Genomic DNA, 23708 nt, shown 5'->3' on the forward strand with positions numbered 1-23708 from the left:
ACGACTACCGGTCGCCGGTAGCTATGGAGAAACTGGCGGCGTGAAACCGTAACTGGTGTCCAAAATTAGTTGACCAGTTCAAGCTCGCTCCCACAGTGGATATGCGGCGAATGCAGAAAACTTTGTGGGAGCGAGCTTGCTCGCGATGAAGCCCGTCCAGCCGATACAAAACTCACTGCCCAAACAACACCTTCAACCCCTCAGGCGAAGTCAGCATCCCATTGCCGTTATGTCCGACCCCCGGCACTTCGATCAGCCGCTGGTTCAGCCCCACGGGATGACGCCGGGTCAGGTAGTCGAAAAAGAAATGCCCGCGCAATAGCCGGTAGGGCCCCTGGGTTTGCGCTTCACAGCCCTTGTCCAGCGCCGGATGCTCCGGGTCGACGTCCTGCTGCCCGAGCAGATAAACGATGTCGCGTTTGACGTAGTTCTCCTCCAGGCGGGCGGGCGCCTGTCCGGCGGCATAGGCGGGCAGGTCCTGCAAGCCGTATTTCCAGCGATTGAAACCAGGGCAACTGGCCGGGTCGAAGGCCATGGGCCGTTGGGCATCGAAATAGGCATAGGACGACGGGTTGGCGATGACAAACCGCGGGTTGATCCGGTATCGGCCTTGGGCGAGCAGGGCATAGCGCTGCACAACCTGGGCGCCGCCGGAATGGCCGGCGATGACGATCTCCTTCACTTCGGGAAATTGTTGCCGGTCACTGACCCGCGCGACGATGTCGTCGAGGACCTGGAAGGAACTGACTGGATTGGGTCCTGTGGACAGGCCACCGGCCATCCAGTCGTTGCCCCGCCAGCGCAGTAGCTCATTGGGTAATGTGTGGCGAGCCATGTCCCGCTCGTTGAGGAATTGCGGGGCGATGATCAGGGTCGTGCCCTGTTGCCCGGCCTGTTCGGCAGCCTTTTCGGCGCTGTGCAGGTAGGTCTCGGCGTTGCGCAGCCGACCATGGAGGATGATCAGCACGCGCTGGATGGACGCCGGGGGCGGGCTGACGGCGACAGCCATGGCGCCGCCCTTGAGTTGCAGGCGCCCTGGGGCGACCACGTTGACGCCGTGTTCCTCGGCCTGGGCGACGGCGCAGCACAGCAACAGCCCGATCAGCGCGCGCCACTTCATCTACAGGTTTTTCGCCGCGAACGTGTCGCACTGGCTGACCTGGCCCTGGGCGAAGCCGGTCTTGAACCAGCGCACCCGCTGCGCCGACGTGCCGTGGGTGAAGGAGTCCGGCACTACGCGGCCCTGGCCTTGTTGCTGCAAGCGGTCATCGCCGATGGCGTTGGCGGCGGTCAAGGCCTCCTCGATGTCCCCCGGCTCCAGCCAGTTCAGGCGTTTTTGCGCATGGTTGGCCCAGACGCCGGCTAGGCAATCGGCCTGCAGTTCCTGGCGCACCAACAAGCCGCCGTCGCCTTCCATCTGCCGGCCTTGCTGGCGGGCTTCCTGGATCTTCGCTGATACACCCAGCAGCGTCTGCACGTGGTGGCCGACTTCGTGGGCAATGACGTAGGCCTGGGCGAAATCGCCCGCGGCGGCGAAGCGTTGGGACATTTCCTTGAAGAAGCTCATGTCCAGGTAGACCTGGCGGTCCGCCGGGCAATAGAACGGACCGGTCGCCGAGGAGGCCAGGCCGCAGGCCGAGTTGACTCGACCGCTGAACAACACCAGTTTGGGTTGCTGGTACTGGCGTCCGGCCTGTTGGAAAACCTGGCCCCAGGTGTCTTCGGTATCGCCGAGGATCGAGCGCACGAACTCGGCCTGTTCGTCGTTGGCCGGTGGCGCCTGGCGGGTTTGTGAAGTGGCAGGCGCGGACTGGTCCATCTGCCCGGCCAGTTGCCCGAGAATCTGCATCGGGTCCTGGCCCGTGATCCAGCCAATGCCGACGATCAGGAGAATGGCGGTCAGGCTCAATCCCTTGCCGCCACCGAAACGCATTCCGCCACCGCCCCCACCGTCACCACGGGCGTCCACCACGTTGTCACTGCGGCGACCTTTTCTCCATAACATGTGGAAATTCCTCTGAATGACCTGGCTAAAAATGACTGCTGTGGCGGTGAGTCTAGCTTTTAGGCGCCCAAGGTGCGCGTCGCGCTTGAGCTGTCAGGCAACGGACACGGGTTTTGGTTCAGCGGTGAGTCAATCCTGCCTGGCGCCGGAATTTTCATTACACTTCGGATTCAGAACTTATCGGCATGCTCGCGGGCCCAATAACTGCAACGTGCGTCACGGCCCCTACATCAAGCAACGCAGGTTTCCCTCATGACCCTCAGCACACCGCTCTCCGGCGTCAATCAGGCTTTCAAGGGCATCGTGCTTATTCTGGTCGCAACGTTCCTGTTCTCCAGTCATGACGCGTTGTCCAAATATCTGTCGGGTTTTTATCCGATCATCATGGTGGTCTGGGCACGTTACGTGGTGCACACCTTGTTGATGGCGGGTATCTTCCTGCCGCGTTCGGGGCTGCGGGTGCTACGTACCAAGCGCCCGTTGTGGCAGTTGGCCCGGGCGTTGTGCCTGCTGGGCACCAGTCTGTTTTTCACCACGGCATTGATGTTCATCCCACTGGCGGAGGCGACGGCGGTCAACTTCCTCGCGCCCGTGCTGGTGACCGCGTTGTCGGTGCCGTTGCTGGGCGAACACGTGACGCGCGGTCAATGGATCGCGGTGATCTTCGGTTTTATCGGGGTGTTGATCATCGTCCATCCCGGTGGCGATCTGTTCACCCCGGCGGTGTTGTTGCCCTTCTGTTCGGCGTTGTTTTTCTGTTTCTACCAGCTGCTCACGCGCAAGCTCAGCGAGATCGACAGCCCGACCACCAGCAATTTCTTCGCCGGCCTGTGCAACACGTTGGTGATGAGCGCGCTGGTGCCGTTCTTCTGGCAAGTGCCGAGCCTGATGCACGGGGTGATGATGTTGGCGCTGGGGGCCTGCGGGATGACGGCGCACCTGATGCTGACCCAGGCCTTTCGCTTTGCCGCCCCGGCGCTGCTCGCGCCGTTCGGGTATTGCCAGATCGTGTTTGCCGGCCTGCTGGGCTGGTTGTTCTTCAGCCATACGCCGACGCTGACCACCGTGGTGGGCATCGCCCTGATCTGCTTGAGTGGGTTGGCGGCGGCGTGGCAGCAGCGGCGCAAGTGACCGCCACACAGAACCCTTTGTGGCCAGCCCGGTCCCCTGGCCAGCACAGCCCCTTGTGGCCTGGCTAGCACAACCCTCTGTGGCGAGGGAGCTTGCTCCCGCTGGGCTGCGAAGCGGCCCTCGCTTCTTTGCGATTGCTGCGCAATCGAGCGGGAGCAAGCTCCCTCGCCACAGGTGAATCGCTGTCCGTTAGCGTGTGGACAGTCAGTTTTCCAGGGTCGGCACTTTGCGCGGCGCCATGAAGTACAGCCAGGTCAGGGCAATGAAGTACATCGCCGGAATCAGGGTGAACAGCACGGTGTAGTTGTTGTTGGTGATCGTGAGGATGTGGCCCACCAACTGGGTCATGAACATCCCGCCAATGGCCGCGCACATGCCGCCAAAGCCGAACACCGTACTCATCATGTGCTTGGGCGTGTAGTCCATCACCAGGCTCCAGATGTTGGCGGTCCAGGCCTGGTGCGCGCCGATGGCCAGGGAAATGGCGAACACCGCCATCCACAGGTTGCTTGCTCCGGCGGCCATGATCACGCCGATGATGCAGCAGGCGAACAGCAGCATGGACACCAGTCGCGCCTTGATCGGATTGAGGCCGCGACCGATCAGGAACGAAGACAGGATGCCGCCGCCCACGCTGCCGAAGTCGGCGGTGAGGTAGATGATGATCAGCGGGATGCCCATCTGGGTCACGTTGATGCCCAGGTTGTATTGCTGGTTCAGGAACGGCGGCAACCAATAGAGATAGAACCAGAACACCGGCGCGGTGATCGAGTAGGCCAGGGCGAACGCCCAGGTGCCGCGCATGCGCAGGATGCGTGAGAACGGTACGCGGACCTGGTCCGGTTCGTCCTGGGCCTGGATGTAGTCCAGCTCCGACTGTTTGACGCTGGGGTGGTCTTCGGGGTTGAAGTATTTCAGGCCCCAGAACAGTAGCCAGATCCCGCCCAGGGCGGCCATGCACAGGAACGCGGCCTGCCAGCCCCACACGTGCAGGACCAGCGGCAGCAGCATCGGGGTGAACATCGCGCCAACGTTGGTCCCGGCGTTGAAAATACCGGTGGCCACGGCCCGTTCGCCCGCCGGGAACCACAGCCGGGTGGTCTTCACGCAGGCCGGGTAGTTGGCGGCTTCGGTGAGGCCGAGGATGAAGCGGCAGACCATGAAACCCACCGCCGAGGTCGCCAGGCCATGGGCGCCGGTCGCCAGGCTCCAGAGCAGCACGGCGCAGAAGAACACGCGCTTGACGCCGATCCGGTCGATCAGCCGCCCCTGCAACACGAAGCCGACGGCATAACCGACCTGGAACCAGAAGTTGATGTTGGCGTAATCCATCGCCGTCCAGCTCATTTCCTTGGCCAGGATCGGCTGCATGACGCCCAGGGCGGCGCGGTCGATGTAGTTCAAGGTGGTGGCGAAAAACACCAGGGCGAGCATACCCCAACGGGTCTTGCCCACGGCCATGGCGCCGCGGATCTTGTCACCGACGCTGCCGGTGGAGGCACCCAGGCCAGGGGCCAGGCGGGAACTTTGGGAAGGAATCATAGCGTGTACCCGTTTTTGAAATTCTTATGGTCGGTCTGGGTCTTTCCATTGACGTCGGCGATCAGGGCCTGCGTCGATGTGGGGAGCGATGGTGCGCAGTGAGCAAAAAATCGTCAATTCGGCAATCGGCATTTTGTTCGATAATCGCCCAAAAAACTAACCGGATGGTACATATTAAATTGCTGAAAGAAACCGGCAGCTCAATAATCGGCTGACTCTTTCAAAAGCGGCGCACCTTTTGTAGCCGATGCCTGTCCGGGAGCCGAAGTCATGCAGCGTTCCATTGCCACCGTATCCTTGAGCGGTACCTTGCCGGAAAAACTCGAAGCCATTGCCGCCGCCGGTTTTGACGGGGTGGAAATCTTCGAGAACGACCTTCTCTATTACGATGGCAGCCCGCGGGAAATCAGGCAGATGTGCGCCGACCTGGGCATCGCCATCACCCTGTTCCAACCGTTTCGTGACTTCGAAGGCTGCCGTCGCGATCGTCTGTCGCGCAACCTGGAGCGGGCCGAGCGCAAGTTCGACTTGATGCAGGAACTGGGCACCGACCTGGTGCTGGTGTGCAGCAACGCCTCGGCCGACAGCGTCGGCGATGAACGGATCCTGATCGATGACCTGCGCCTGCTGGCTGAACGGGCCGGTGCGCGGGGCTTGCGTATCGGTTACGAGGCGTTGGCCTGGGGCCGCCACGTGAATACTTATCAACAGGTCTGGAACATTGTGCGCCAGGCCGATCACCCCAGCCTTGGCGTGTTGCTCGACAGCTTCCATACCTTGTCCCTCAAGGGCGATCCGAGTGCGATCGCCGAGATCCCTGGCGAGAAGATTTTTTTCGTGCAAATGGCCGATGCGCCAATCCTGGCCATGGATGTCCTGGAGTGGAGCCGACATTTCCGTTGTTTCCCGGGGCAGGGCGAATTCGACTTGCCGGGGTTTCTGGCACCGATCATCAAGAGTGGTTATACCGGGCCGCTGTCGCTGGAGATCTTCAACGACGGATTCCGCGCCGCGCCGCCACGGGCCAATGCCGCCGACGGCCTGCGCTCGCTGCTGTACCTGGAAGAAAAGACCCGCCAGCGCCTGGCCGAAGAAGCGAGCGCCGTTGGCAATGCCGACATCCTGTTCGCCACCCCGCCGGCCAGCGAATATGGCGGCATCGAATTCCTCGAGTTCGCCGTGGACGATAGCCTCGGTGCCAAGCTCTCCCATTGGCTGGAGCGGCTGGGGTTCGTCAAGGCCGGCCAGCATCGTTCGAAGAATGTCAGCCTGCTGCGCCAGGGCGATATCAACCTGATCCTCAACAGCGAACCGTACTCCTTCGCCCACAGTTTTTTCGAAGCCCACGGGCCTTCGTTGTGCGCCACCGCCGTGCGCGTGAAAAACAGTGCCAGCGCCTTGGAGCGGGCCGTTGCCTACAAGGGCCAGCCCTATCGCGGGCTGGTGGGGCCCAACGAGCTGGAGCTGGCGGCGGTGCGCGCACCGGACGGCAGCCTGATTTACCTGGTGGACCAGGAAGCCGACGTCTATGGCACCGATTTCAACCTGCAGCCGGGGGCTGTCATCGGGGCCGGGCTCAAGCGCATCGACCACATGGCAATGGCGCTGCCGGCCGACAGCCTCGACAGTTGGGTGCTGTTCTACAAGAGCCTGCTGGATTTCGAGGCCGACGACGAAGTCGTCTTGCCCGACCCCTATGGCCTGGTGAAAAGCCGTGCGCTGCGCAGCCGCTGCAGTTCGATCCGCTTGCCGCTGAACATTTCCGAGAACCGCAACACCGCGATCTCACACGCGCTGTCGAGTTATCGCGGTTCCGGCGTGCATCACATTGCTTTCGATTGCGACGACATCTTCGCCCAGGTCAGTCGTGCCAAAGAGGCGGGCGTGCCGTTGCTGGACATCCCGCTCAACTACTACGACGACCTGGCGGCGCGTTTCGATTTCGACGACGAATTCCTGAGCGAACTGGCCTATTTCAACGTGCTGTACGACCGCGACGCCCAGGGTGGCGAGCTGTTCCACGTTTACACCGAGCCGTTCGAGGGGCGGTTTTTCTTTGAGATCATCCAGCGCAAGAACGGTTACGCCGGTTATGGTGCCGCCAATGTCGCGGTGCGCCTGGCGGCCATGGCCAAGTCCCGCAGCGGTGGCTTGCGGCACGCCAAGTTGTAGAGAAATCGTAAACGCGGCGGTAATGGGCCGTGTCGTGGCTTCCTTCAGTGCACGGTGCGGCCCATAATCGCCAGCCTGTGCAGTGATGGCCGTGAGCCCCGCAATGACTATGAATCCAGAGCTTTCCGCAGCGCTCGACGAACCTGTCGCCACGCCGCGCAAGAGTCGCAAGAACAACCCGGAAAAGACCCGGGAAAACATTCTTCAGGAAGCCATCGTCGAGTTCGTCCAGCAAGGCCTGGCCGGCGCCCGGGTCGATGCCATCGCCGAGCGCATCCACACGTCCAAGCGCATGATCTACTACTACTTCGGCAGCAAGGAGCAGTTGTACGTCGAGGTGCTGGAAAAACTCTACGGGGATATCCGCACCACCGAGAGCCGCTTGCACCTGGCGGAGCTGGCGCCGGTCGACGCGATCCGGCGCCTGGTGGAGTTCACCTTCGACCACCACGACCGCAACGTGGATTTCGTGCGCATCGTCTGCATCGAAAACATCCACAACGCCGAGTACGTGAAGCAGTCAGGCACGATCAAGGCGATGACCAACACCATCCTCGATTCCCTGGGGGTGATCCTGCGTCGCGGCGCCGAAGAGGGCGTGTTCCGTGCCGGCCTCGAGCCGCTGGATATACACCTGCTGATCAGCTCGTTCTGTTTCTACCGGGTGTCCAACCGGCAGACGTTCGGTGAGATCTTTCAGATCGACCTGTCGGCTGAAGCGGTCAAGCAGCGGCATCGGCGGATGGTTTGTGAGTCAGTGTTGCGCTACCTCCAGCCCTGACCCGTAATTCTTGTGGGAGCGGGCCTGTGTGGGAGCGAGCTTGCTCGCGATAGCGGTCGATCAGCCAACACCGATTGCGACTGACACACCGTCATCGCGAGCAAGCTCGCTCCCACAAGGGATTATCACCAGGCTTTAGTGGTTCATGCTCTGGAAGTGTTCCAGCATCCGTTGCGCATCCGGTGCCACGCCACTGAACAGTTCGAACGCCTTCACCGCCTGGAACACCGCCATATTGCCGCCATCCAGGGTACGGCAGCCGATGGCGCGGGCGTTGCGCAGCAGTTCGGTTTCCAGTGGGAAGTAGACGATTTCCGCGACCCACAGGGTGCCCCGCAACAGCTCGACCGGCACCGGCGTGCCCGGTAGTTTCGCCATGCCCATGGGCGTGGTGTTCACCAGGCCGTCGGCCTCGGCCATGGCGGTGGGCAGGTCATGCCCGGCGCGAGCGCGGCCAGGGCCGAAGTGTTGGTTCAAGTTGTTGGCCAGCGCCTCGGCACGGCTGACCTCGACGTCAAAAATGCTCAGGGTTTCCACGCCCTCCAGCAGCAACGCGTGGGCCACCGCCGCGCCGGCGCCCCCGGCGCCCATCTGGACCACGCGCTGGCGCGCCACATCCCCCAGGCCACGGCGAAAACCTTCAGCGAACCCCAGGCAGTCGGTGTTGTGGCCGATGCGCTTGCCGTCCTTGAGCACCACGGTATTGACCGCGCCGATGCCGCGGGCCTCGGGCGACAACTCATCCAGCAGCGGGATGATCGCCTGCTTGCAGGGGAAGGTGATGTTCAGGCCGGTGAAGTCCATGCGTTCGGCGGCCACCAGCAAGTCAGCCAGGGCGCCGCTGTCGAGTTTCAGCGCGTCGAGGTCGATCAGCCGATAGAGGTAACGCATGCCTTGGGCATCGCCTTCCTGCTCATGTAGCGCAGGCGTGCGAGACGCCTGGATGCCCGCACCGATCAGGCCGGCCAGCACAGTGATATTCGACATGCTCATCAACCCTTCAACCGCTGACTGAAATGTTCAAGGGCCAGGCGATAACCATGGCTGCCAAACCCGCACATCACGCCTATGGCGATGGATGAGACGAAGGAGTGATGGCGGAATGTTTCGCGGGCGTGGACGTTGGACAGATGGACCTCGATCACCGGTACTTCGCTGGCCACCAAGGCGTCGCGGATCGCCACGGAGGTGTGGGTCCAGGCCGCCGGGTTGATGACGATACCGGCGCATCGGCCCCGGGCGCCGTGAATCCAGTCCAGCAGCTCGCTTTCCTGATTGGTCTGGCGAAACTCCACCGCCAAGCCGAATTCTTCAGCTGCGCGGCCACACAGTGCCGAGATGTCGGCCAGGGTTTCATGGCCGTAGGTTGCCGGCTCGCGGGTGCCGAGCAGGTTCAGGTTCGGGCCGTTGAGCACCAGAACGATCGGAGGCATCGCAATTTCTCCACATTTTTATTGTTGGTGTCGGCGGGATTTCAGCCGGTGGAGATAAATTGTACTAGATGGTTAATTTGGTCAAATAAAGCCGATGACGTCGGGCAATAAGTGTTCGATGATCGAACAAACTCCGTTTGATGGGCATTTGGGAATGGCGAGGGAATGTATCCCCTGTAGGAGCTGGCGAAGCCTGCGATCTTTTGCTCTGGACTTAATGTGCAGTGGAAAGATCGCAGCCTCGTTTCACTCGGCAGCTCCTACAGGGCAGCCCTGTATATGAGGGGGTCAGCGTCGAGTCAACAACACCCCGGACTCCATGTGGTGGGTCCACGGAAATTGATCGAACAACGCGCAGCGCGTGATGCGGTGGGTGTCGTTCAGCTGCGCGATGTTCGCGGCGAGGGTGTCGGGGTTGCAGGAGATGTACAGGATGTTGTCGAAGCGCCGGGTCAGCTCGCACGTATCCGGGTCCATGCCGGCGCGAGGCGGGTCGACGAAGACGCTGCCGAATTCGTAGCTTTTCAGGTCGATGCCCTGCAAGCGGCGGAACGGCCGGACTTCGTTCAGGGCTTCGGTCAGCTCTTCGGCGGACAGGCGCACCAGCGTGACGTTGTCCACAGCGTTTTCGCTGAGGTTGCTCAGCGCGGCGTTCACCGAGGTCTTGCTGATTTCGGTGGCCAGTACTTTGCGCACACGTGTGGCCAGGGGCAGGGTGAAGTTGCCGTTGCCGCAGTACAACTCCAGCAGATCGTCGTTGCGCTCCCCCAATGCCTCGTAGGCCCAGTTGAGCATCTTCTGGTTCACCGTGCCGTTGGGCTGGGTGAAGGCGCCTTCGGGCTGGCGATAGCTGAACGTGCGGCCGCCGACTTCGAGCTGCTCCACCACATAGTCATGGCCGATCACTTCCCGCTTGCCCTTGGAGCGGCCAATGATGCTCACGCCCAGGTCGGTTGCCAGTTTCGAGGCGGCAGCGTGCCAGTGCTCGTCCAACGGGCGGTGATAACACAGGGTGATCATCGCGTCCCCCGCCAGGGTGGTCAGGAACTCCACCTGGAACAGCTTATGGCTCAGGGGGGCGCTGGCCTGCCAGGCGGCCTTGAGTTGCGGCATCAACTGGTTGATGCGCAGGCTGGCGATGGGAAATTCCTCGATGAGGATCGGCGTGCGCTTGTCGTCCTGGGAGAACATCGCGTAATGCCGTTCGCCGGCCTCGCGCCACAGGCGGAACTCGGCCCGCAGGCGAAAGTTTTTCAGGGGCGAATCGAACACCGCCGGCTCCGGGGCCTCGAACGGGGCCAACAGGTCACGCAAACGGGTGACCTTGTCCTGCAACTGAGCGGCGTAGGCCTGGGAATCAAAAGTCATGCGTTGAACCAACCCAACTTGATCACGAACAGGATCGACAGAATGACCAGCGCCGGGTTCAGCTCACGGCCACGACCAGACACCAGTTTGATGGCGGTCCAGGCAATGAAACCGAAGGCGATGCCGTTGGCGATGGAGTAGGTGAATGGCATCGCCAGGGCGGTGACCACCACCGGGGCGGCGACGGTGATGTCGTCCCAGTCGATTTCCGCCAGGCCCGAGGTCATCAGCACGGCGACGAACAGCAAGGCCGGCGCAGTGGCGAAAGGCGGGACGCTGGCGGCCAGTGGCGAGAAGAACAGCGCCAGCAGGAACAGGATCGCCACCACGATGGCGGTCAGGCCGGTGCGCCCGCCGGCGCTGACGCCCGCGGCCGATTCGATGTAACTGGTGGTGGTAGAGGTGCCCAGCAGCGACCCGGCCATGGCGGCGGTGCTGTCGGCGATCAGCGCACGGCCCATCTTCGGCATGTGGCCGTCCTTGCCCATCAGCCCGGCGCGCTTGGCGACGCCGATCAGGGTGCCGGAGTTGTCGAACAGATCGACGAACAGGAAAGCGAAGATCACGCTCACCAGGCCGATGTCCAGGGCGCCCTTGATGTCCAACTGCAGGAAGGTCGGGGCCAGGGACGGCGGCGCGGAGATGACGCCGCCGAACGGGGTGAAACCCATCAGGATCGAGACAAGGGTGACCGCCAGGATGCCGATCAGCACCGCGCCGCGCACTTTCAAGGCTTCGAGGGCGACGATCAGGACAAAACCGAGGGTGGCGAGGATCGGCGCCGGTTGCTTCAAGTCGCCGAGGCCAACCATGGTCGCCGGGTTTTTCACCACGATGCCAGCATTGTTCAGGGCGATCAGCGCCAGGAACAGGCCGATACCCGCGGCGATGGCCGAGCGAAGCGGCAGCGGGATGCTGTTGATGATCCACTCGCGGATGCGAAAGATCGACAGCAGGAAGAACAGCACGGCGGAGATGAACACCGCGCCCAGCGCCACTTGCCAGGTATGACCCATGTGCAGGACCACGGTGTAGGTGAAGAAGGCATTCAGGCCCATGCCCGGGGCGAGGGCGATCGGGTAGTTGGCGATCAGGCCCATGACCGTGGAGCCAATGGCCGCCGCCAGGCAGGTGGCGACGAACACCGCGCCTTTATCCATGCCGGTTTCGCCAAGGATGCTCGGGTTGACGAACAGAATGTAGGCCATGGCCAGGAACGTCGTGACGCCCGCCAGGATCTCGGTCCGCACGTTGGTGTTGTGTGCCTTGAGTTGAAACAGCCTTTCCAGCATGTCTGCTCCCCGTGGCGCGCCCGGCGCCGTGAATGTATCGACCTCAACAGCAAAGCACAGGTCGCCAGCGGCGCCCGGGAATTTTCTGCGGGTCGGAAAAAGCCGCGCATCATACCAGCAGCGTAGCGTTGTGGCTGCGATCGTCGTCGATGTTTTGCCAACGCGCCAAGTGGGCCATACTGCGCGCGGTTCCGGGAGGTCTCTATGCTTCAGATGAATAAAAAGCTGCTGGCGGTCGTGGGGTGCGCGCTGGGCCTGTGGTTGCCCGGCCAGGCCGCCCATGCCGCGTCGGCGCCGCCCTTGAGCGAAGTCAAGGTGCTCAAGGTCGAGTCGCCGGCCTGCGGCTTCGAGGACATCGTCCCGGGGCAGGCGCAGACGCGTTGCGATCACGGCCCGACGATCAAGGTCTATGTGCTGGAGGTCGGCTATGGCCGTCAACCCCATGTCACCCTGGACGGCTTTGAAGTCGACGGCACCCGCTCGCCGGTATGCGCGTACAGCAATGGCAATCTCAATGACTGCTCCGTGCGGACCAAGGTCGTCGGCTATTTGTACATCTTCGATCTGAAGGGCAAGCAAGAGGGTACCTTCAGCTTCAGCAACCAGTCGATCAACGCACCGGGCAACCGGATGTCGACCCAGCTGTACATCAAATAGCCGCTGGCTCCTGTAGGAGCTGTGTAGGAGCTGTCGAGCGAAGCGAGGCTGCGATCTTTCCCCCCGACGCTTGAATCTCAAGCGCATATCAAGAGATCGCAGCCTTCGGCAGCTCCTACACTACAAGCATCACCCAGCGGAGAGCGCCCATGATTCCTGGAACCAAGATCCCCCGAGCCCTGATAGCCGTCGCCGAGGGTGTCGACGACTTGCAGACGGTCACCGTGATCGACGTGCTGCGTCGGGCGCAGATCGAAACCGTGGTGGCGAGCATCGAAGGGCGGCGCATGCTCACCTGCGCCCGCGGCACGCGCCTGACGGCCGATGGGATGCTGGTGGACATGCTCGCGCAGGATTTCGACCTGGTCGTCCTGCCAGGCGGCATCATCGGCGCCCAGCACTTGGCGGCTCATCAGCCGCTGCAACAGCGGCTCAAGGACCAGGCCGCCGCCGGACGTTTCTTCGCCGCCATCGCCGAAGCCCCGGCCCTGGCGCTACAGGCGTCCGGCGTCCTGCGCCAGCGCCGCATGACCTGCCTGCCCGCAGTGAGCCAGCAACTGTCCGGTTGCAGCTTCGTCGATCAACCCGTGGTGGTGGACGGCAACTGCATCACTGCCCAAGGCTCGGCGGCTGCCCTGGCGTTTGCCTTGACGCTGGTGGAGCAACTTTGTGGCAAGGGCGTGAGGAGCGTAGTGGCGGCAGAGTTGCTGGCCTGACACGCTTGATCCACATCGGCCTGTGGCGAGGGAGCTTGCTCCCGCTCGGCTGCGAAGCAGACGCTGGCATTCTTTCATCGCGCATTTGCCTTGAACGCTCACCCCCACCCTGAAGTCGTACCCCTTATGACGGCGGTTTTCCAAAACGCCGCGAGTACGACCAACCGTGAGGTGTTCCATGAGCGCGACCCTGTCCGAAGCGACGCAGGCGTCCTTCGTCCGTCATCCGATCCGTCTGACCCTCAATGGCCAGGTGCGAGAGTTGCAAGTGCTGGCCTGGACCACGTTGCTGGACCTGCTGCGCGAGCAACTGGACCTGGTGGGCAGCAAGAAAGGCTGCGACCACGGCCAATGCGGTGCCTGCACGGTGCTGCGCGACGGCAAGCGGATCAACGCCTGTCTTACGCTGGCCGTCATGTGTGATGGCGCCGAACTGATCACTGTCGAAGGCCTGGCCAGCGACGACCAGTTGCATCCCATGCAGCAGGCTTTCATCAAGCACGACGCGTTCCAGTGCGGTTATTGCACGCCGGGGCAGATCTGCTCGGCGGTGGGCTTGGCCAACGAGGGCCGGGCGCAGACCCGTGGGCAGATCAGCGAGCTGATGAGCGGCAACCTGTGCCGCTGCGGAGCCTATACCAACATTCGCGATGCCATCGAAGAAGCTCTGCCACTTTGCCAGCAGGGAGGTGATCAATGAATCCCTTCCAATACAGCAAGCCCGACACCGTGCAGGCCGCCGTCGATTTGTCGAGTCCGGTTTCCCGCTTCATCGCTGGCGGCACCAACCTGCTGGACCTGATGAAGGAAAACATCACCCGTCCCGAGCACCTGATCGACATCACCGGGTTGCCCCTGGCGGACCTCAGTGAAACCCCTTCCGGCGGAGTGATGATCGGGGCCCTGGTGAGCAATGCCGACCTGGCCTGGCACCCGTGGATCGAACGCCGTTATCCACTGCTGGCCCAGGCCATCCTGGCGGGTGCCTCGCCCCAACTGCGCAACATGGCCAGCACCGGCGGCAACCTGCTGCAACGCACCCGTTGCTACTACTTCTATGACGCGAGCGTACCGTGCAACAAACGCCGACCCGGCAGCGGTTGCCCGGCCCGGAACGGTTTGAACCGGATCCACGCGATTTTCGGTGCCAGCGATCAATGCGTGGCCACCCATCCTTCCGACATGTGCGTGGCCTTGGCGGCCCTGGAAGCAGTGGTCCATGTCCTGGGCCGGGGTGGGGCGCGGACCATCGAGTTCGCCGACTTCCATCGCCTGCCCGGCGACGCCCCGGAGCGGGATAACCAACTGGCCGACGATGAGCTGATCACCGCTATCGAATTGCCTGCCGCCGGTTTTGCCGACCATAGCCACTACCTGAAGATCCGTGATCGCGCTTCCTACGCCTTTGCGCTGGTGTCAGTGGCGGCGGCGCTGGAGCTGGACGGGCCGGTGATTCGCCTGGCGCGCCTGGCCCTGGGGGGGGTGGCGCACAAACCCTGGCGCGACCGCGCCGTGGAGAGCTGGCTGACCGGGCAGACCGTCAGCCGCGAAACCTTCACTGCCGCTGCCGACGCGCTGCTGCAAAACGCTGAGCCGCTGGAGCACAACGGCTTCAAAGTCAGACTGGCGCGCCGGGCGATTGTCCGTGCCTTGAGTGACGCCGCATTGGGTTGCGCACCCCAGGGAGGACACGCCTGATGAACGCTCCGAGCAAATCCATAGGACAACCCCTCGACCGGGTCGACGGCCTGCTCAAGGTGACGGGCCAGGCCCGTTACGCCGCTGAATACCCCGAGGACGGCTTGCTGCACGGCAGCGTCGTCTCCGGTACGGTCGCCCGTGGTCGCGTAGTGCGCATCGATGCGTCCCGAGCCCTGGCACTGCCCGGCGTGGTCGCGGTCATCGACCATACCAACCGGCCGAGGATTGCCAGCTACGACGAGCCCTACCAGGATGCCGATGCGGCGGACGGCTCGCCGTTCCGGCCGTTGTACAACGACCGGGTGCTCTACAGCGGCCAGCCGCTGGCCCTGGTAGTGGCGGAAAACCTTGAGCTGGCCCGGTATGCCGGTTCGCTGGTGGAAATCGAATACGACGCCGAGGCGCATCAGACCGATCTGATCACCTTGCAATATGACGCCCATCCGGCACCGGCCGAACTGCCCAAGCCCCGTGGGAATTTTCAGGGCGAATACGCCAGCTCCGCGCTCAGCGTGGATGTGTCCTACAGCACGCCGGTCGAACACCACAACCCGATGGAGCCACACGCCTCCACCGTGTTGTATCAGCCTGATGGCAGCCTGCACATCCACGACAAGACCCAAGGCACGCAAAACTGCCAAGCCTATGTGCAAAAGGTCTTCGGCCTCGAGAAAGAACAGGTGCGGGTGTTTGCCGCGTTTGTCGGCGGCGCCTTCGGTTCCGGGCTGCGCCCGCAGTATCAATTGCCGTTGGCCGTGATGGCGGCACTGGCCCTCAAGCGCTCGGTGCGGGTCAGCCTGACGCGCCAGCAGATGTTCACCTTTGGTTATCGGCCGCGAACCCTCCAGCGCGTGCAACTGGGGGCGGCGGCCAACGGTCGCTTGCTGGCTGTGGCACACACCGCTATCGGCCAGACCTCGCGTTTCGAGGACTTCACCGAACACGTGGTGGAGTGGAGCGGCATGCTTTATCACTGCGACAACGTGGCGTTGACCTATAAGTTGGTGCCGCTGGACGTCTATACGCCCTTGGACATGCGCGCGCCCGGTGCCGCCCTCGGGCTGATTGGCCTGGAATGCGCCATGGATGAACTGGCCTGTGCCCTGGCGATCGATCCGATCCAACTGCGCTTGATCAACTACGCCGAACGCAACGAGAACGAAGGCAAGCCGTATTCCAGCAAGGAACTGCGTGAGTGTTATGCCCAGGGTGCCCGTCGTTTCGGCTGGGACAAGCGCAACCCGGAACCACGCAGCATGCGTGAAGGCCGGCAACTGGTGGGCTGGGGCATGGCCGGTGGCGTGTGGGAAGCCATGCAGCAGAAGGCCAGTGCCCAAGCCTCTCTGGATACGAATGGCAAGCTGACCGTCAGCAGCGCCACCACGGACATCGGCACCGGGACCTACACGGTCATGACCCAGATTGCCGCCGAGGCGTCAGGCGTTTCCCTTGAGGACGTCACGTTTGTCCTGGGGGATTCGTCGCTGCCCACTGCGCCGCTGCAGGGTGGTTCGTTCACCGTCTCGTCGGTGGGCAGCGCCGTGCAGCAGGCCTGTGAAGCGCTGAAGGAAAAACTCCTGGCCGTGGCCCGCCAGGCCTGTCCGGCCTTCGGTGGCGCGACCCTTGAGCAAGTGACGTTTGCCGATGGCCAACTGCGGCTGGGCGAAGCGAGCGTGGCGTTAGCGGAGCTGGCGCAAAAAAGTGGCGAGACGCCGTTGCAGGCCCAGGTCACCGCCGAGCCGGATGCAAAACGCCAGGCCTACGCCACGGCCACTCACTCGGCGGTGTTTGTCGAAGTGTGGGTGGATGAGGACTTGGGAACGGTGAGGGTCAACCGAGTGGTCAGCGCCATTGCCGCCGGGCGGGTCGTCAACCCGAAAACCGCCCGCAGCCAGATTCTCGGTGGCGTGGTGTGGGGCGTCGGCATGGCCCTGCACGAAGAAACCCTGACCGATCACGCCCTGGGGCGTCACATGAACCACAACCTGGCGGAGTATCACGTGCCGGTCAGCGCCGACATCGGTGATATCGAGGTGATTTTCGTCGAGGAACAGGACGAAATCGTCAATGCGCTCGGGTCCAAGGGCGTCGGCGAAATCGGCGTCGTCGGGGTGGCCGCGGCGGTGGCCAATGCGATTTACCACGCCACTGGCAAGCGAGTGCGGGACTTCCCCATTACCCTCGACAAGCTGCTCTAGGCTTTTGCTTCATCCACCGGTTCGTGCATCCGGTCACGGTTGGCCAGGGTCGGGAACAGCTTGATCCAGGTCCCGGTCACCAGCAGCGTACCGACACCGCCCATGACCACCGCCGGCACCGTGCCGAACCAGTGGGCGGTGAGGCCGGATTCGAACTCGCCCAGCTGGTTCGACGCGCCGATGAACAACCCGTTCACCGCGCTGACCCGGCCGCGCATTTCATCCGGGGTTTCCAGTTGCACGAACGAGGCACGGATCACCATGCTGATCATGTCTGCCGCCCCCAGCACCACCAGCACTGCCAGGGAAAACCAGAACGAGGTGGAAAGGCCGAAGGCAATGGTGGCGACGCCGAATACGCCCACGGCGGTGAACATTACCCGACCGACCTTGCGCTCCACGGCAAACCGCGCCAGCCACAACGACATCAGCAAGGCCCCGACCGCCGGTGCCGAACGCAACAGGCCCAGGCCCCAGGGGCCGGTGAGCAGGATGTCCTTGGCGAACACCGGCAGCAGCGCCGTCGCGCCGCCGAGCAACACCGCGAACAGGTCCAGGGAGATCGCCCCGAGAATGTCCGGGCGGCTGCGAATGAAGCGAATCCCGGCCAGCAAAGAATCCAAGGTCGCCTTGCCTTTGTTCAGTGGCGTCTGCCGGGCGGGCAGGTTGAGCATCAGGCAGCAGGCGATGATGTAGAGCAGCACCGTCGGCCCATAGACCCAGACGCTGCCGAAGGCGTAGAGCAAGCCGCCGAGTGCCGGCGCGACGATGGTGGCCGATTGCTGGGCCGATTGCGCGGCGGCCACGGCGCGGGGAAACAGGCTCGCCGGCACGATGCTCGGCAGCAACGCCTGGGTGGTCGGCATTTCGAAGGAGCGAGCGGCGCCCAGCAGGAAGGCGAGGATGAAGATCATCTCCCGTGTGACGTTATCGGTGGCGCTGCCAATCGCCAGCGCCAGGGCAATCATGGCCTGCAATGATTGGCAAATGGCCGCGACCTTGCGCCGGTCATAGCGGTCCGCCACATGCCCGGTATGGAGCATGAACAGCACGCGCGGGGCAAACTCCACCAACCCCACCAGGCCCAGGTCCAGGACGTTGCCGGTCAGTTGATAGAGGTTCCAGCCGATGGCCACGGTGAGCATCTGGAAGCCGCTGGCGGTGAATATCCGGGCCAGCCAGAAGGCGATGAAGGGACGATGGTGACGGAGCAGCAGCGGCGCTTGACTGGGCATCTAGGGCGGGTCCGGTGATGAAGGCATCGAGATTATCGCCGAGCTGTAACCGGAAATTACGCCCGTTGGAAAAAATAGTTAGCCAAGCATCGATTTTGCGCGATGCGCGATTCCTGTGAAGAGGGGATTTATTGTGGCGAGGGGATTTATCCCCGTTCGAGTGCGTAGCGCTCGCCAATTGGATTCTGGCTGAAATGGGTGGGTCTGCTTCGCAGCCCAGCGGGGATAAATCCCCTCGCCACAAAAGATTTCCATTGGCGTCAACTCCTGAGACAACCTGTCACGCGACAAAAGACCACGCCGTCCATCGGCAATATTGCGACTACTCTTTGAGCATTGCTTGATCCAGATCAATACCCTTCGGGGCGTTGGGCTGGCGGCCGTCCGGCCAGAGTCCTGCGGTGTGACGGTTATAAAAAGAACGATTTGAAAAGCATCGCACTCCATATCCCTGGGGCCCGATGCAAGCCCCGCCCGCAGCCGGTTTTACCTGACAGAGGAAGACTTATGTTCGGTTTGGAGGCGCTCGATCTCGCCCGAATCCAATTCGCGTTCACGATCTCGTTCCACATCCTGTTCCCGGCCATCACCATCGGCCTGGCGAGTTACCTGGCGGTGCTCGAGGGGTTGTGGCTCAAGACCCGCGATGATACCTACCGCGACCTGTACCACTTCTGGTCGAAAATCTTTGCCGTCAACTTCGGCATGGGGGTGGTGTCCGGGTTGGTCATGGCCTATCAGTTCGGGACCAACTGGAGCCGCTTTTCGGACTTCGCCGGCGCGGTGACCGGCCCCTTGCTCACCTACGAGGTGCTCACGGCGTTCTTCCTCGAAGCGGGTTTCCTGGGCGTGATGTTGTTTGGCTGGAACCGCGTAGGCCGTGGCCTGCACTTCTTTTCCACGGTCATGGTGGCGATCGGCACCCTGATCTCGACCTTCTGGATCCTGTCCTCCAACAGCTGGATGCAGACCCCCCAGGGCTACGAAATCATCGACGGCCGGGTGATCCCGGTGGACTGGCTGGCGGTGGTGTTCAACCCCTCGTTTCCTTATCGATTGCTGCACATGTCCACCGCGGCGTTTGTCGCCACGGCGTTCTTCGTCGGCTCGTCGGCGGCCTGGCACTTGCTGCGCGGCCGCGATAACCCGGCCATCCGCCGGATGCTGTCGATGGCGATGTGGATGGCGCTGCTGGTGGCGCCGATACAGGCGGTCATTGGCGACTTCCACGGACTCAACACCCTCAAGCATCAGCCGGCGAAGATCGCGGCCATCGAAGGCCATTGGGAGAACGTCGGCAACGAACCGACCCCACTGATCCTGTTCGGCCTGCCGGACATGAAGGAGGAACGGACCAAGTTCGCGGTGGAGATTCCCTACCTGGGCAGCCTGATCCTGACCCACAGCCTGGACAAGCAGGTGCCGGCCCTGAAGGAGTTTCCACCTGAAGACCGGCCCAATTCGACCATCGTATTCTGGTCGTTCCGGGTCATGGTCGGCCTGGGCCTGCTGATGATCTTCACCGGCCTGTGCAGCCTTTGGTTGCGCCGCAACGACCGGCTCTATCAGTCCAGGCCGTTCCTGCACATGGTGCTGTGGATGGGACCGTCCGGCTTGATCGCGATACTGGCGGGTTGGTTCACCACCGAAATCGGCCGTCAGCCCTGGGTGGTCTACGGCTTGATGCGCACCGCCGATGCTTCGTCCGGCCATAGCTTTGCGCAGATGAGTATCACCCTGGTGTTGTTTGTCGTGGTGTATTTCGCCCTGTTCGGTGCAGGCCTGAGCTACATGATGCGCCTGGTACGCAAGGGACCGGAGGCTCACGAAGCCGAGCCGACCGATGGCGGGCCCGGCCAGAAACGCACCCCGGCCCGGCCATTGTCGGCCGCCAACGAAGGCGACGACGAAGTGGACCACAACGACCGCTCGAACAAGGGGAATTGAGTCATGGGTATTGATCTTCCGCTGATCTGGGCCGTGGTCATCATCTTCGGCATCATGATGTACGTGATCATGGACGGCTTCGACCTGGGGATTGGCATCCTCTTCCCCTTCGTCAAGGGCGAGCGCGACCGTGATGTCATGATGAACACCGTGGCACCGGTCTGGGACGGCAACGAAACCTGGCTGGTGCTGGGCGGTGCCGGGCTGTTCGGGGCGTTTCCGTTGGCCTACTCGGTGGTGCTGTCGGCGCTGTACCTGCCGTTGATCCTGATGCTCATTGGCCTGATCTTCCGCGGCGTGGCCTTCGAGTTCCGCTTCAAGGCCAAGGCCGAGAAGCGCCACCTCTGGGACAAGGCATTCATTGGCGGTTCGCTGACGGCCACCTTCTTCCAGGGCGTGGCGCTGGGGGCGTTCATCGATGGCTTTGAAGTGGTCAATCGCCAGTTCGCCGGCGGTTCCCTGGACTGGTTCACGCCATTCACGGTGTTCTGTGGCCTGGCGTTGATCGCGGCCTACGCGTTGCTCGGCTGCACCTGGCTGATCATGAAGACCGAAGGCAAGTTGCAAGAGCAGATGCATGACCTGGCCCGGCCGCTGGCGTTCGTGGTGCTGGCCGTGATCGGTATCGTCAGCATCTGGACGCCTCTGGCCCACGCGGACATCGCGGCCCGCTGGTTCACCTTGCCGAACCTGTTCTGGTTCCTGCCGGTGCCGATCCTGGTGCTGGTGACCATGTACGGTTTGTTTCGCGCGGTGGCCCGCAATGCCAACTACACGCCCTTCATCCTGACCCTGGTGCTGATCTTCCTCGGCTACAGCGGCTTGGGCATCAGCCTGTGGCCGAATATCGTGCCGCCGTCCATCTCGATCTGGGACGCCTCGTCACCGCCCCAGAGCCAAGGTTTCATGCTGGTGGGCACGCTGTTCATCATTCCGTTGATCCTGGTGTACACCTTCTGGAGCTACTACGTGTTCCGCGGCAAGGTGACCCACGACGACGGCTACCATTGAGGGCTTCGAGCATGGCCAAACCGGACTTGAAAGACATCGAGGCCGCCGAGCGCAAGCCTCTCTGGCAGCGGCTCGGCTGGCTGGCGTTGATCTGGGCTGGCAGTGTGCTGGCGTTGTTCATCGTCGCCAGCCTGATGCGGATGTTCATGAATGCCGCGGGGCTGACCACCCACTGATTCCCTGCCGGAGCGAGCTTCGCTCCCGCAGCGGACGGTCTATTTGCGGGCTTTGAGAATGACGAATTTCGGCGTGGCGGCCACTTGCTCGACGCCTCGGAACAACCGCGCCAGTTTGCTGTGGTAGCCCAGGTGCCGGTTGCCGACGATGTACAGCGCGCCGCCCACCACCAACGCTTCGCGAGCCTGCTGAAACATGCGCCAGGCGAGGAAGTCACCCACCACTTGCTGCTGGTGGAAGGGCGGGTTGCACAACACCACATCCAGCGACTGCGCTTCTTGCCCGGCCAGGCCATCGCCGGCCCGGATCGTCACTTCGCGTTCGCCGAGGGCCGCACGCCAGTTCTGCGTCGCCGATTGCACGGCCATGTACGACTCGTCCACCAGGGTGTAGCGGGCCTCGGGGTTTTGCAGGGCACTGGCGATGGCCAGCACGCCGTTGCCGCAGCCCAGGTCCGCGACCCGGGCCGTGCCGAGGTTTTTCGGCAAATGTGGCAGGAACGCACGCGTGCCGATGTCCAGGCCTTCGCGGCAGAACACGTTGGCGTGGTTGAGCAGTTCGATCTTCGGCTCGTCCAGCCAGTAGCGCGTGGGGTAGGGCGACACGGCCGGCGTACTGCCGGGTGAAGAGGCGGTGGACGGTGTGGCGATCAACAGCCGCGCTTTTTTCACCGCCAGGGAGGCTTGCACCGGGCCGATGTAACGCTCCAGCAAATCGCCGGCGGCCCGGGGCAGGTGCTTGATCATGGCCCCGGCGATCACCTGGGCGCCCGGCGCCAGTTGGCCTTGCAGGCGAATCAGTTGTTCCTCCAGCAGGGCCAGGGTTTTCGGTACTTTGATCAGGACGCGATCGAACGGGCCGGTCAACGGTTCGCTGGCGGGCAGCGTTGGCACCGCATCGAAGGGCCGGCCATTGCGCACCAGGTTTTTCTCCAGTGCCTGCAATGCCAGGAAAGAATCACCGCTGCTGGTCACCAGGACGCTGCCGGCCAGGCTGGCAGCCAGGGCGCCGAAGCCGTCATTGAGCACCAGGACCCGAGTCTGCGCGGCCGGTTGTTGCTCGGCCAGATACGCGAGCAGGTATTCATCGGCCGCATCGAAGGCTTGCAGCGGTTCGTTCTGCTGTTCGGGTTGGCGGATCAGGTCGAGTTGGGCAAAAGGGCTGTCAAACAGGGGCATGGCTGGGGACTCTGGAAATCAACGAATGTCCCGCTGCCTGGAGGCAGGTGTCTGTGCGGGACCGCCTGAATGAACTGCGTCGCGTGTAAGAAAGCGGCATCATTCAAGAGGGACCGTAAATGGTACGTTTTTTTGTTGCACATTACTCGCAGGTTTTTCAGCTCGGCAGTGCCGCGCCACGGGTCAGATCACATGGATCTGGGCAGCCTTGGCCACCGCCGAAATTTTATTGCTGACGTTCAGTTTTCGCATGCAACTGCACACATGGAAATTCACGGTTCGTTCGGAAAGACAGAGAATCCTGCCCACTTCCGAAGCCGTCTTGCCTTCGGCTGACCACCTCAGTACTTCGATTTCTCTCGGCGACAAGTGATAGTTCTGCTTGACTACGATGGCGTCAGACAGTTTTTTGCTGGCGAGCGCATGCAGCTTTTGACTGGCGAAGATGGCGTAGCCGAGATTGCCATAGTGTTCCTCGATATCAATGGGGCAATGGGTTCGTGCGAGGCTGAACAGGCTGCACTGTGCCCCTTGGTCGTCATGAACGGCCTGGGTCCAGCCGTACTTGAGTCCCTGTCGATTAAGTTCTCGCCATAACTTGGGGGCCTGAGCGAAAACAGTCTCGTCCCACAAGATCGGAAGCGGTGATTGATTGCAATGTGCTACTAATGGATCGCTCGACGCATAACCGTTTTGTTCATAAAGCCGGTCCCATCCATAAGGGTAGTTATTCAGGTTCACCTTGCTGGTGTGTTTGTCGGGGCTTCCGAGATAGGCTGCAAATGCGCAATATTCAAATCCCTGATTGTTAAAGAAATTCAATACCAGACGATAGGCCGTCTGCAGGTCTTTTTCACAGGATAGCTTTCTCAGTAACAAGTCCTTCCACCTGTCCATCGCGTTCTCCTGGGTTGATTCGTCCATGCGGATCCAATCCATGATGCGAAATTTTAGTGTAGGACTATTCCTAACTTGCAGTGGGTTTTTTTTAGATTGCTTACATTTGGAAATATCTAAGGAGTAAATTTTTATCTGGTTTATTTTACATGGCTATAACTTTGTATAAGTTCAGTGAAGGATTTATCAAAGAAGGCGGCGACTGTAGCTAAAATGCCATTACTTGCTGTCGGTGGTGAAGACGCTCACTTTGCGGGACACTGCACC

General features: G+C 62.2%; 21 protein-coding genes. 11 read left to right on the forward strand and 10 right to left on the reverse strand.

The window, feature by feature from the left end:
- Positions 1 to 172 precede the first annotated feature (172 nt).
- Both BLU85_RS29285 and BLU85_RS29290 read right to left on the reverse strand, forming a co-directional pair.
- Entirely contained in the window at positions 173 to 1120 is a 948-nt protein-coding gene (locus BLU85_RS29285) for an alpha/beta hydrolase (protein ID WP_092205485.1), read from the reverse strand.
- A complete protein-coding gene (locus BLU85_RS29290) occupies positions 1121 to 2005 on the reverse strand; it encodes a KPN_02809 family neutral zinc metallopeptidase (RefSeq protein WP_092205484.1) in 885 nt (294 codons plus the stop codon).
- Between the two features lie 252 nt (positions 2006 to 2257).
- On the opposite strand from BLU85_RS29290, the gene BLU85_RS29295 reads away from it, so the two are divergent.
- Positions 2258 to 3136 (forward strand): DMT family transporter, encoded by an 879-nt coding sequence (locus tag BLU85_RS29295; RefSeq protein ID WP_092205483.1) that lies wholly within the window; start codon positions 2258 to 2260, stop codon positions 3134 to 3136.
- Positions 3137 to 3340: 204 nt separating this feature from the next.
- Here BLU85_RS29295 and BLU85_RS29300 read toward each other — a convergent pair whose 3' ends face one another.
- Positions 3341 to 4678 carry an MFS transporter gene (locus tag BLU85_RS29300; protein WP_092205482.1) on the reverse strand — a complete coding sequence of 446 codons (1338 nt, stop codon included), beginning with the start codon at positions 4676 to 4678 and terminating at the stop codon, positions 3341 to 3343.
- Between the two features lie 270 nt (positions 4679 to 4948).
- Between BLU85_RS29300 and quiC the strand changes: the two genes are divergently transcribed.
- Both quiC and BLU85_RS29310 read left to right on the forward strand, forming a co-directional pair.
- On the forward strand, positions 4949 to 6850 hold the full coding sequence (gene quiC / locus BLU85_RS29305) for a 3-dehydroshikimate dehydratase QuiC (RefSeq protein ID WP_092205481.1): 1902 nt from the start codon (positions 4949 to 4951) through the stop codon (positions 6848 to 6850).
- Positions 6851 to 6953: 103 nt separating this feature from the next.
- Positions 6954 to 7631: a TetR/AcrR family transcriptional regulator gene (locus tag BLU85_RS29310; RefSeq protein WP_092258392.1), complete on the forward strand. Its 678-nt coding sequence runs from the start codon at positions 6954 to 6956 to the stop codon at positions 7629 to 7631.
- A 135-nt stretch (positions 7632 to 7766) separates the two neighbouring features.
- Here BLU85_RS29310 and BLU85_RS29315 read toward each other — a convergent pair whose 3' ends face one another.
- The 4 genes from BLU85_RS29315 to BLU85_RS29330 form a co-directional block, all read right to left on the reverse strand.
- Complete coding sequence (locus BLU85_RS29315; RefSeq protein ID WP_371128553.1) at positions 7767 to 8618, reverse strand: shikimate dehydrogenase; 852 nt, start codon at positions 8616 to 8618, stop codon at positions 7767 to 7769.
- Between the two features lie 5 nt (positions 8619 to 8623).
- On the reverse strand, positions 8624 to 9064 hold the full coding sequence (aroQ, locus tag BLU85_RS29320; protein ID WP_092205478.1) for a type II 3-dehydroquinate dehydratase: 441 nt from the start codon (positions 9062 to 9064) through the stop codon (positions 8624 to 8626).
- Positions 9065 to 9352: 288 nt separating this feature from the next.
- On the reverse strand, positions 9353 to 10432 hold the full coding sequence (trmA, locus tag BLU85_RS29325; RefSeq protein WP_092205477.1) for a tRNA (uridine(54)-C5)-methyltransferase TrmA: 1080 nt from the start codon (positions 10430 to 10432) through the stop codon (positions 9353 to 9355).
- Positions 10429 to 11724: an NCS2 family permease gene (locus BLU85_RS29330; RefSeq protein ID WP_092205476.1), complete on the reverse strand. Its 1296-nt coding sequence runs from the start codon at positions 11722 to 11724 to the stop codon at positions 10429 to 10431. The genes trmA and BLU85_RS29330 overlap by 4 nt, the downstream gene beginning before the upstream one ends.
- Positions 11725 to 11928: 204 nt before the next feature.
- On the opposite strand from BLU85_RS29330, the gene BLU85_RS29335 reads away from it, so the two are divergent.
- The 5 genes from BLU85_RS29335 to BLU85_RS29355 all read left to right on the forward strand — a co-directional run bounded on the left by BLU85_RS29335 (position 11929) and on the right by BLU85_RS29355 (position 16996).
- The gene (locus tag BLU85_RS29335; RefSeq protein WP_092205475.1) at positions 11929 to 12381 is read left to right on the forward strand and encodes a DUF4879 domain-containing protein; all 453 of its coding nucleotides are present in this window, start codon (positions 11929 to 11931) and stop codon (positions 12379 to 12381) included.
- A gap of 149 nt (positions 12382 to 12530) precedes the next feature.
- Entirely contained in the window at positions 12531 to 13097 is a 567-nt protein-coding gene (locus BLU85_RS29340; protein ID WP_092205474.1) for a DJ-1 family glyoxalase III, read from the forward strand.
- Between the two features lie 178 nt (positions 13098 to 13275).
- On the forward strand, positions 13276 to 13797 hold the full coding sequence (locus tag BLU85_RS29345) for a (2Fe-2S)-binding protein (protein WP_072348445.1): 522 nt from the start codon (positions 13276 to 13278) through the stop codon (positions 13795 to 13797).
- Positions 13794 to 14795 (forward strand): FAD binding domain-containing protein, encoded by a 1002-nt coding sequence (locus BLU85_RS29350; protein ID WP_092205473.1) that lies wholly within the window; start codon positions 13794 to 13796, stop codon positions 14793 to 14795. The genes BLU85_RS29345 and BLU85_RS29350 overlap by 4 nt, the downstream gene beginning before the upstream one ends.
- Positions 14795 to 16996 carry a xanthine dehydrogenase family protein molybdopterin-binding subunit gene (locus BLU85_RS29355; protein WP_092205472.1) on the forward strand — a complete coding sequence of 734 codons (2202 nt, stop codon included), beginning with the start codon at positions 14795 to 14797 and terminating at the stop codon, positions 16994 to 16996. The genes BLU85_RS29350 and BLU85_RS29355 overlap by 1 nt, the downstream gene beginning before the upstream one ends.
- On the opposite strand, the gene BLU85_RS29360 is transcribed toward BLU85_RS29355, so the two are convergent.
- Complete coding sequence (locus BLU85_RS29360; RefSeq protein ID WP_092205471.1) at positions 16993 to 18231, reverse strand: MFS transporter; 1239 nt, start codon at positions 18229 to 18231, stop codon at positions 16993 to 16995. The two genes, BLU85_RS29355 and BLU85_RS29360, sit on opposite strands and share 4 nt — an antisense overlap.
- 507 nt (positions 18232 to 18738) lie before the next feature.
- On the opposite strand from BLU85_RS29360, the gene BLU85_RS29365 reads away from it, so the two are divergent.
- The 3 genes from BLU85_RS29365 to BLU85_RS29375 are packed head-to-tail and all read left to right on the forward strand — an operon-like array spanning position 18739 to position 21365.
- Positions 18739 to 20178: a cytochrome ubiquinol oxidase subunit I gene (locus tag BLU85_RS29365; RefSeq protein ID WP_092205470.1), complete on the forward strand. Its 1440-nt coding sequence runs from the start codon at positions 18739 to 18741 to the stop codon at positions 20176 to 20178.
- Positions 20179 to 20181: 3 nt separating this feature from the next.
- Entirely contained in the window at positions 20182 to 21189 is a 1008-nt protein-coding gene (gene cydB / locus BLU85_RS29370; protein ID WP_053125566.1) for a cytochrome d ubiquinol oxidase subunit II, read from the forward strand.
- A gap of 11 nt (positions 21190 to 21200) precedes the next feature.
- Complete coding sequence (locus BLU85_RS29375; protein WP_003205785.1) at positions 21201 to 21365, forward strand: DUF2474 domain-containing protein; 165 nt, start codon at positions 21201 to 21203, stop codon at positions 21363 to 21365.
- Between the two features lie 39 nt (positions 21366 to 21404).
- On the opposite strand, the gene BLU85_RS29380 is transcribed toward BLU85_RS29375, so the two are convergent.
- Both BLU85_RS29380 and BLU85_RS29385 read right to left on the reverse strand, forming a co-directional pair.
- Positions 21405 to 22544 carry a methyltransferase gene (locus BLU85_RS29380; RefSeq protein WP_092205469.1) on the reverse strand — a complete coding sequence of 380 codons (1140 nt, stop codon included), beginning with the start codon at positions 22542 to 22544 and terminating at the stop codon, positions 21405 to 21407.
- 183 nt (positions 22545 to 22727) lie between these two features.
- Complete coding sequence (locus BLU85_RS29385) at positions 22728 to 23468, reverse strand: autoinducer binding domain-containing protein (protein WP_256326653.1); 741 nt, start codon at positions 23466 to 23468, stop codon at positions 22728 to 22730.
- Between the last annotated feature and the right edge of the window lie 240 nt (positions 23469 to 23708).

It is taken from the genome of Pseudomonas sp. NFACC14, from assembly GCF_900106885.1.
GTDB classification, from domain to species: domain Bacteria; phylum Pseudomonadota; class Gammaproteobacteria; order Pseudomonadales; family Pseudomonadaceae; genus Aquipseudomonas; species Aquipseudomonas fluorescens_AA.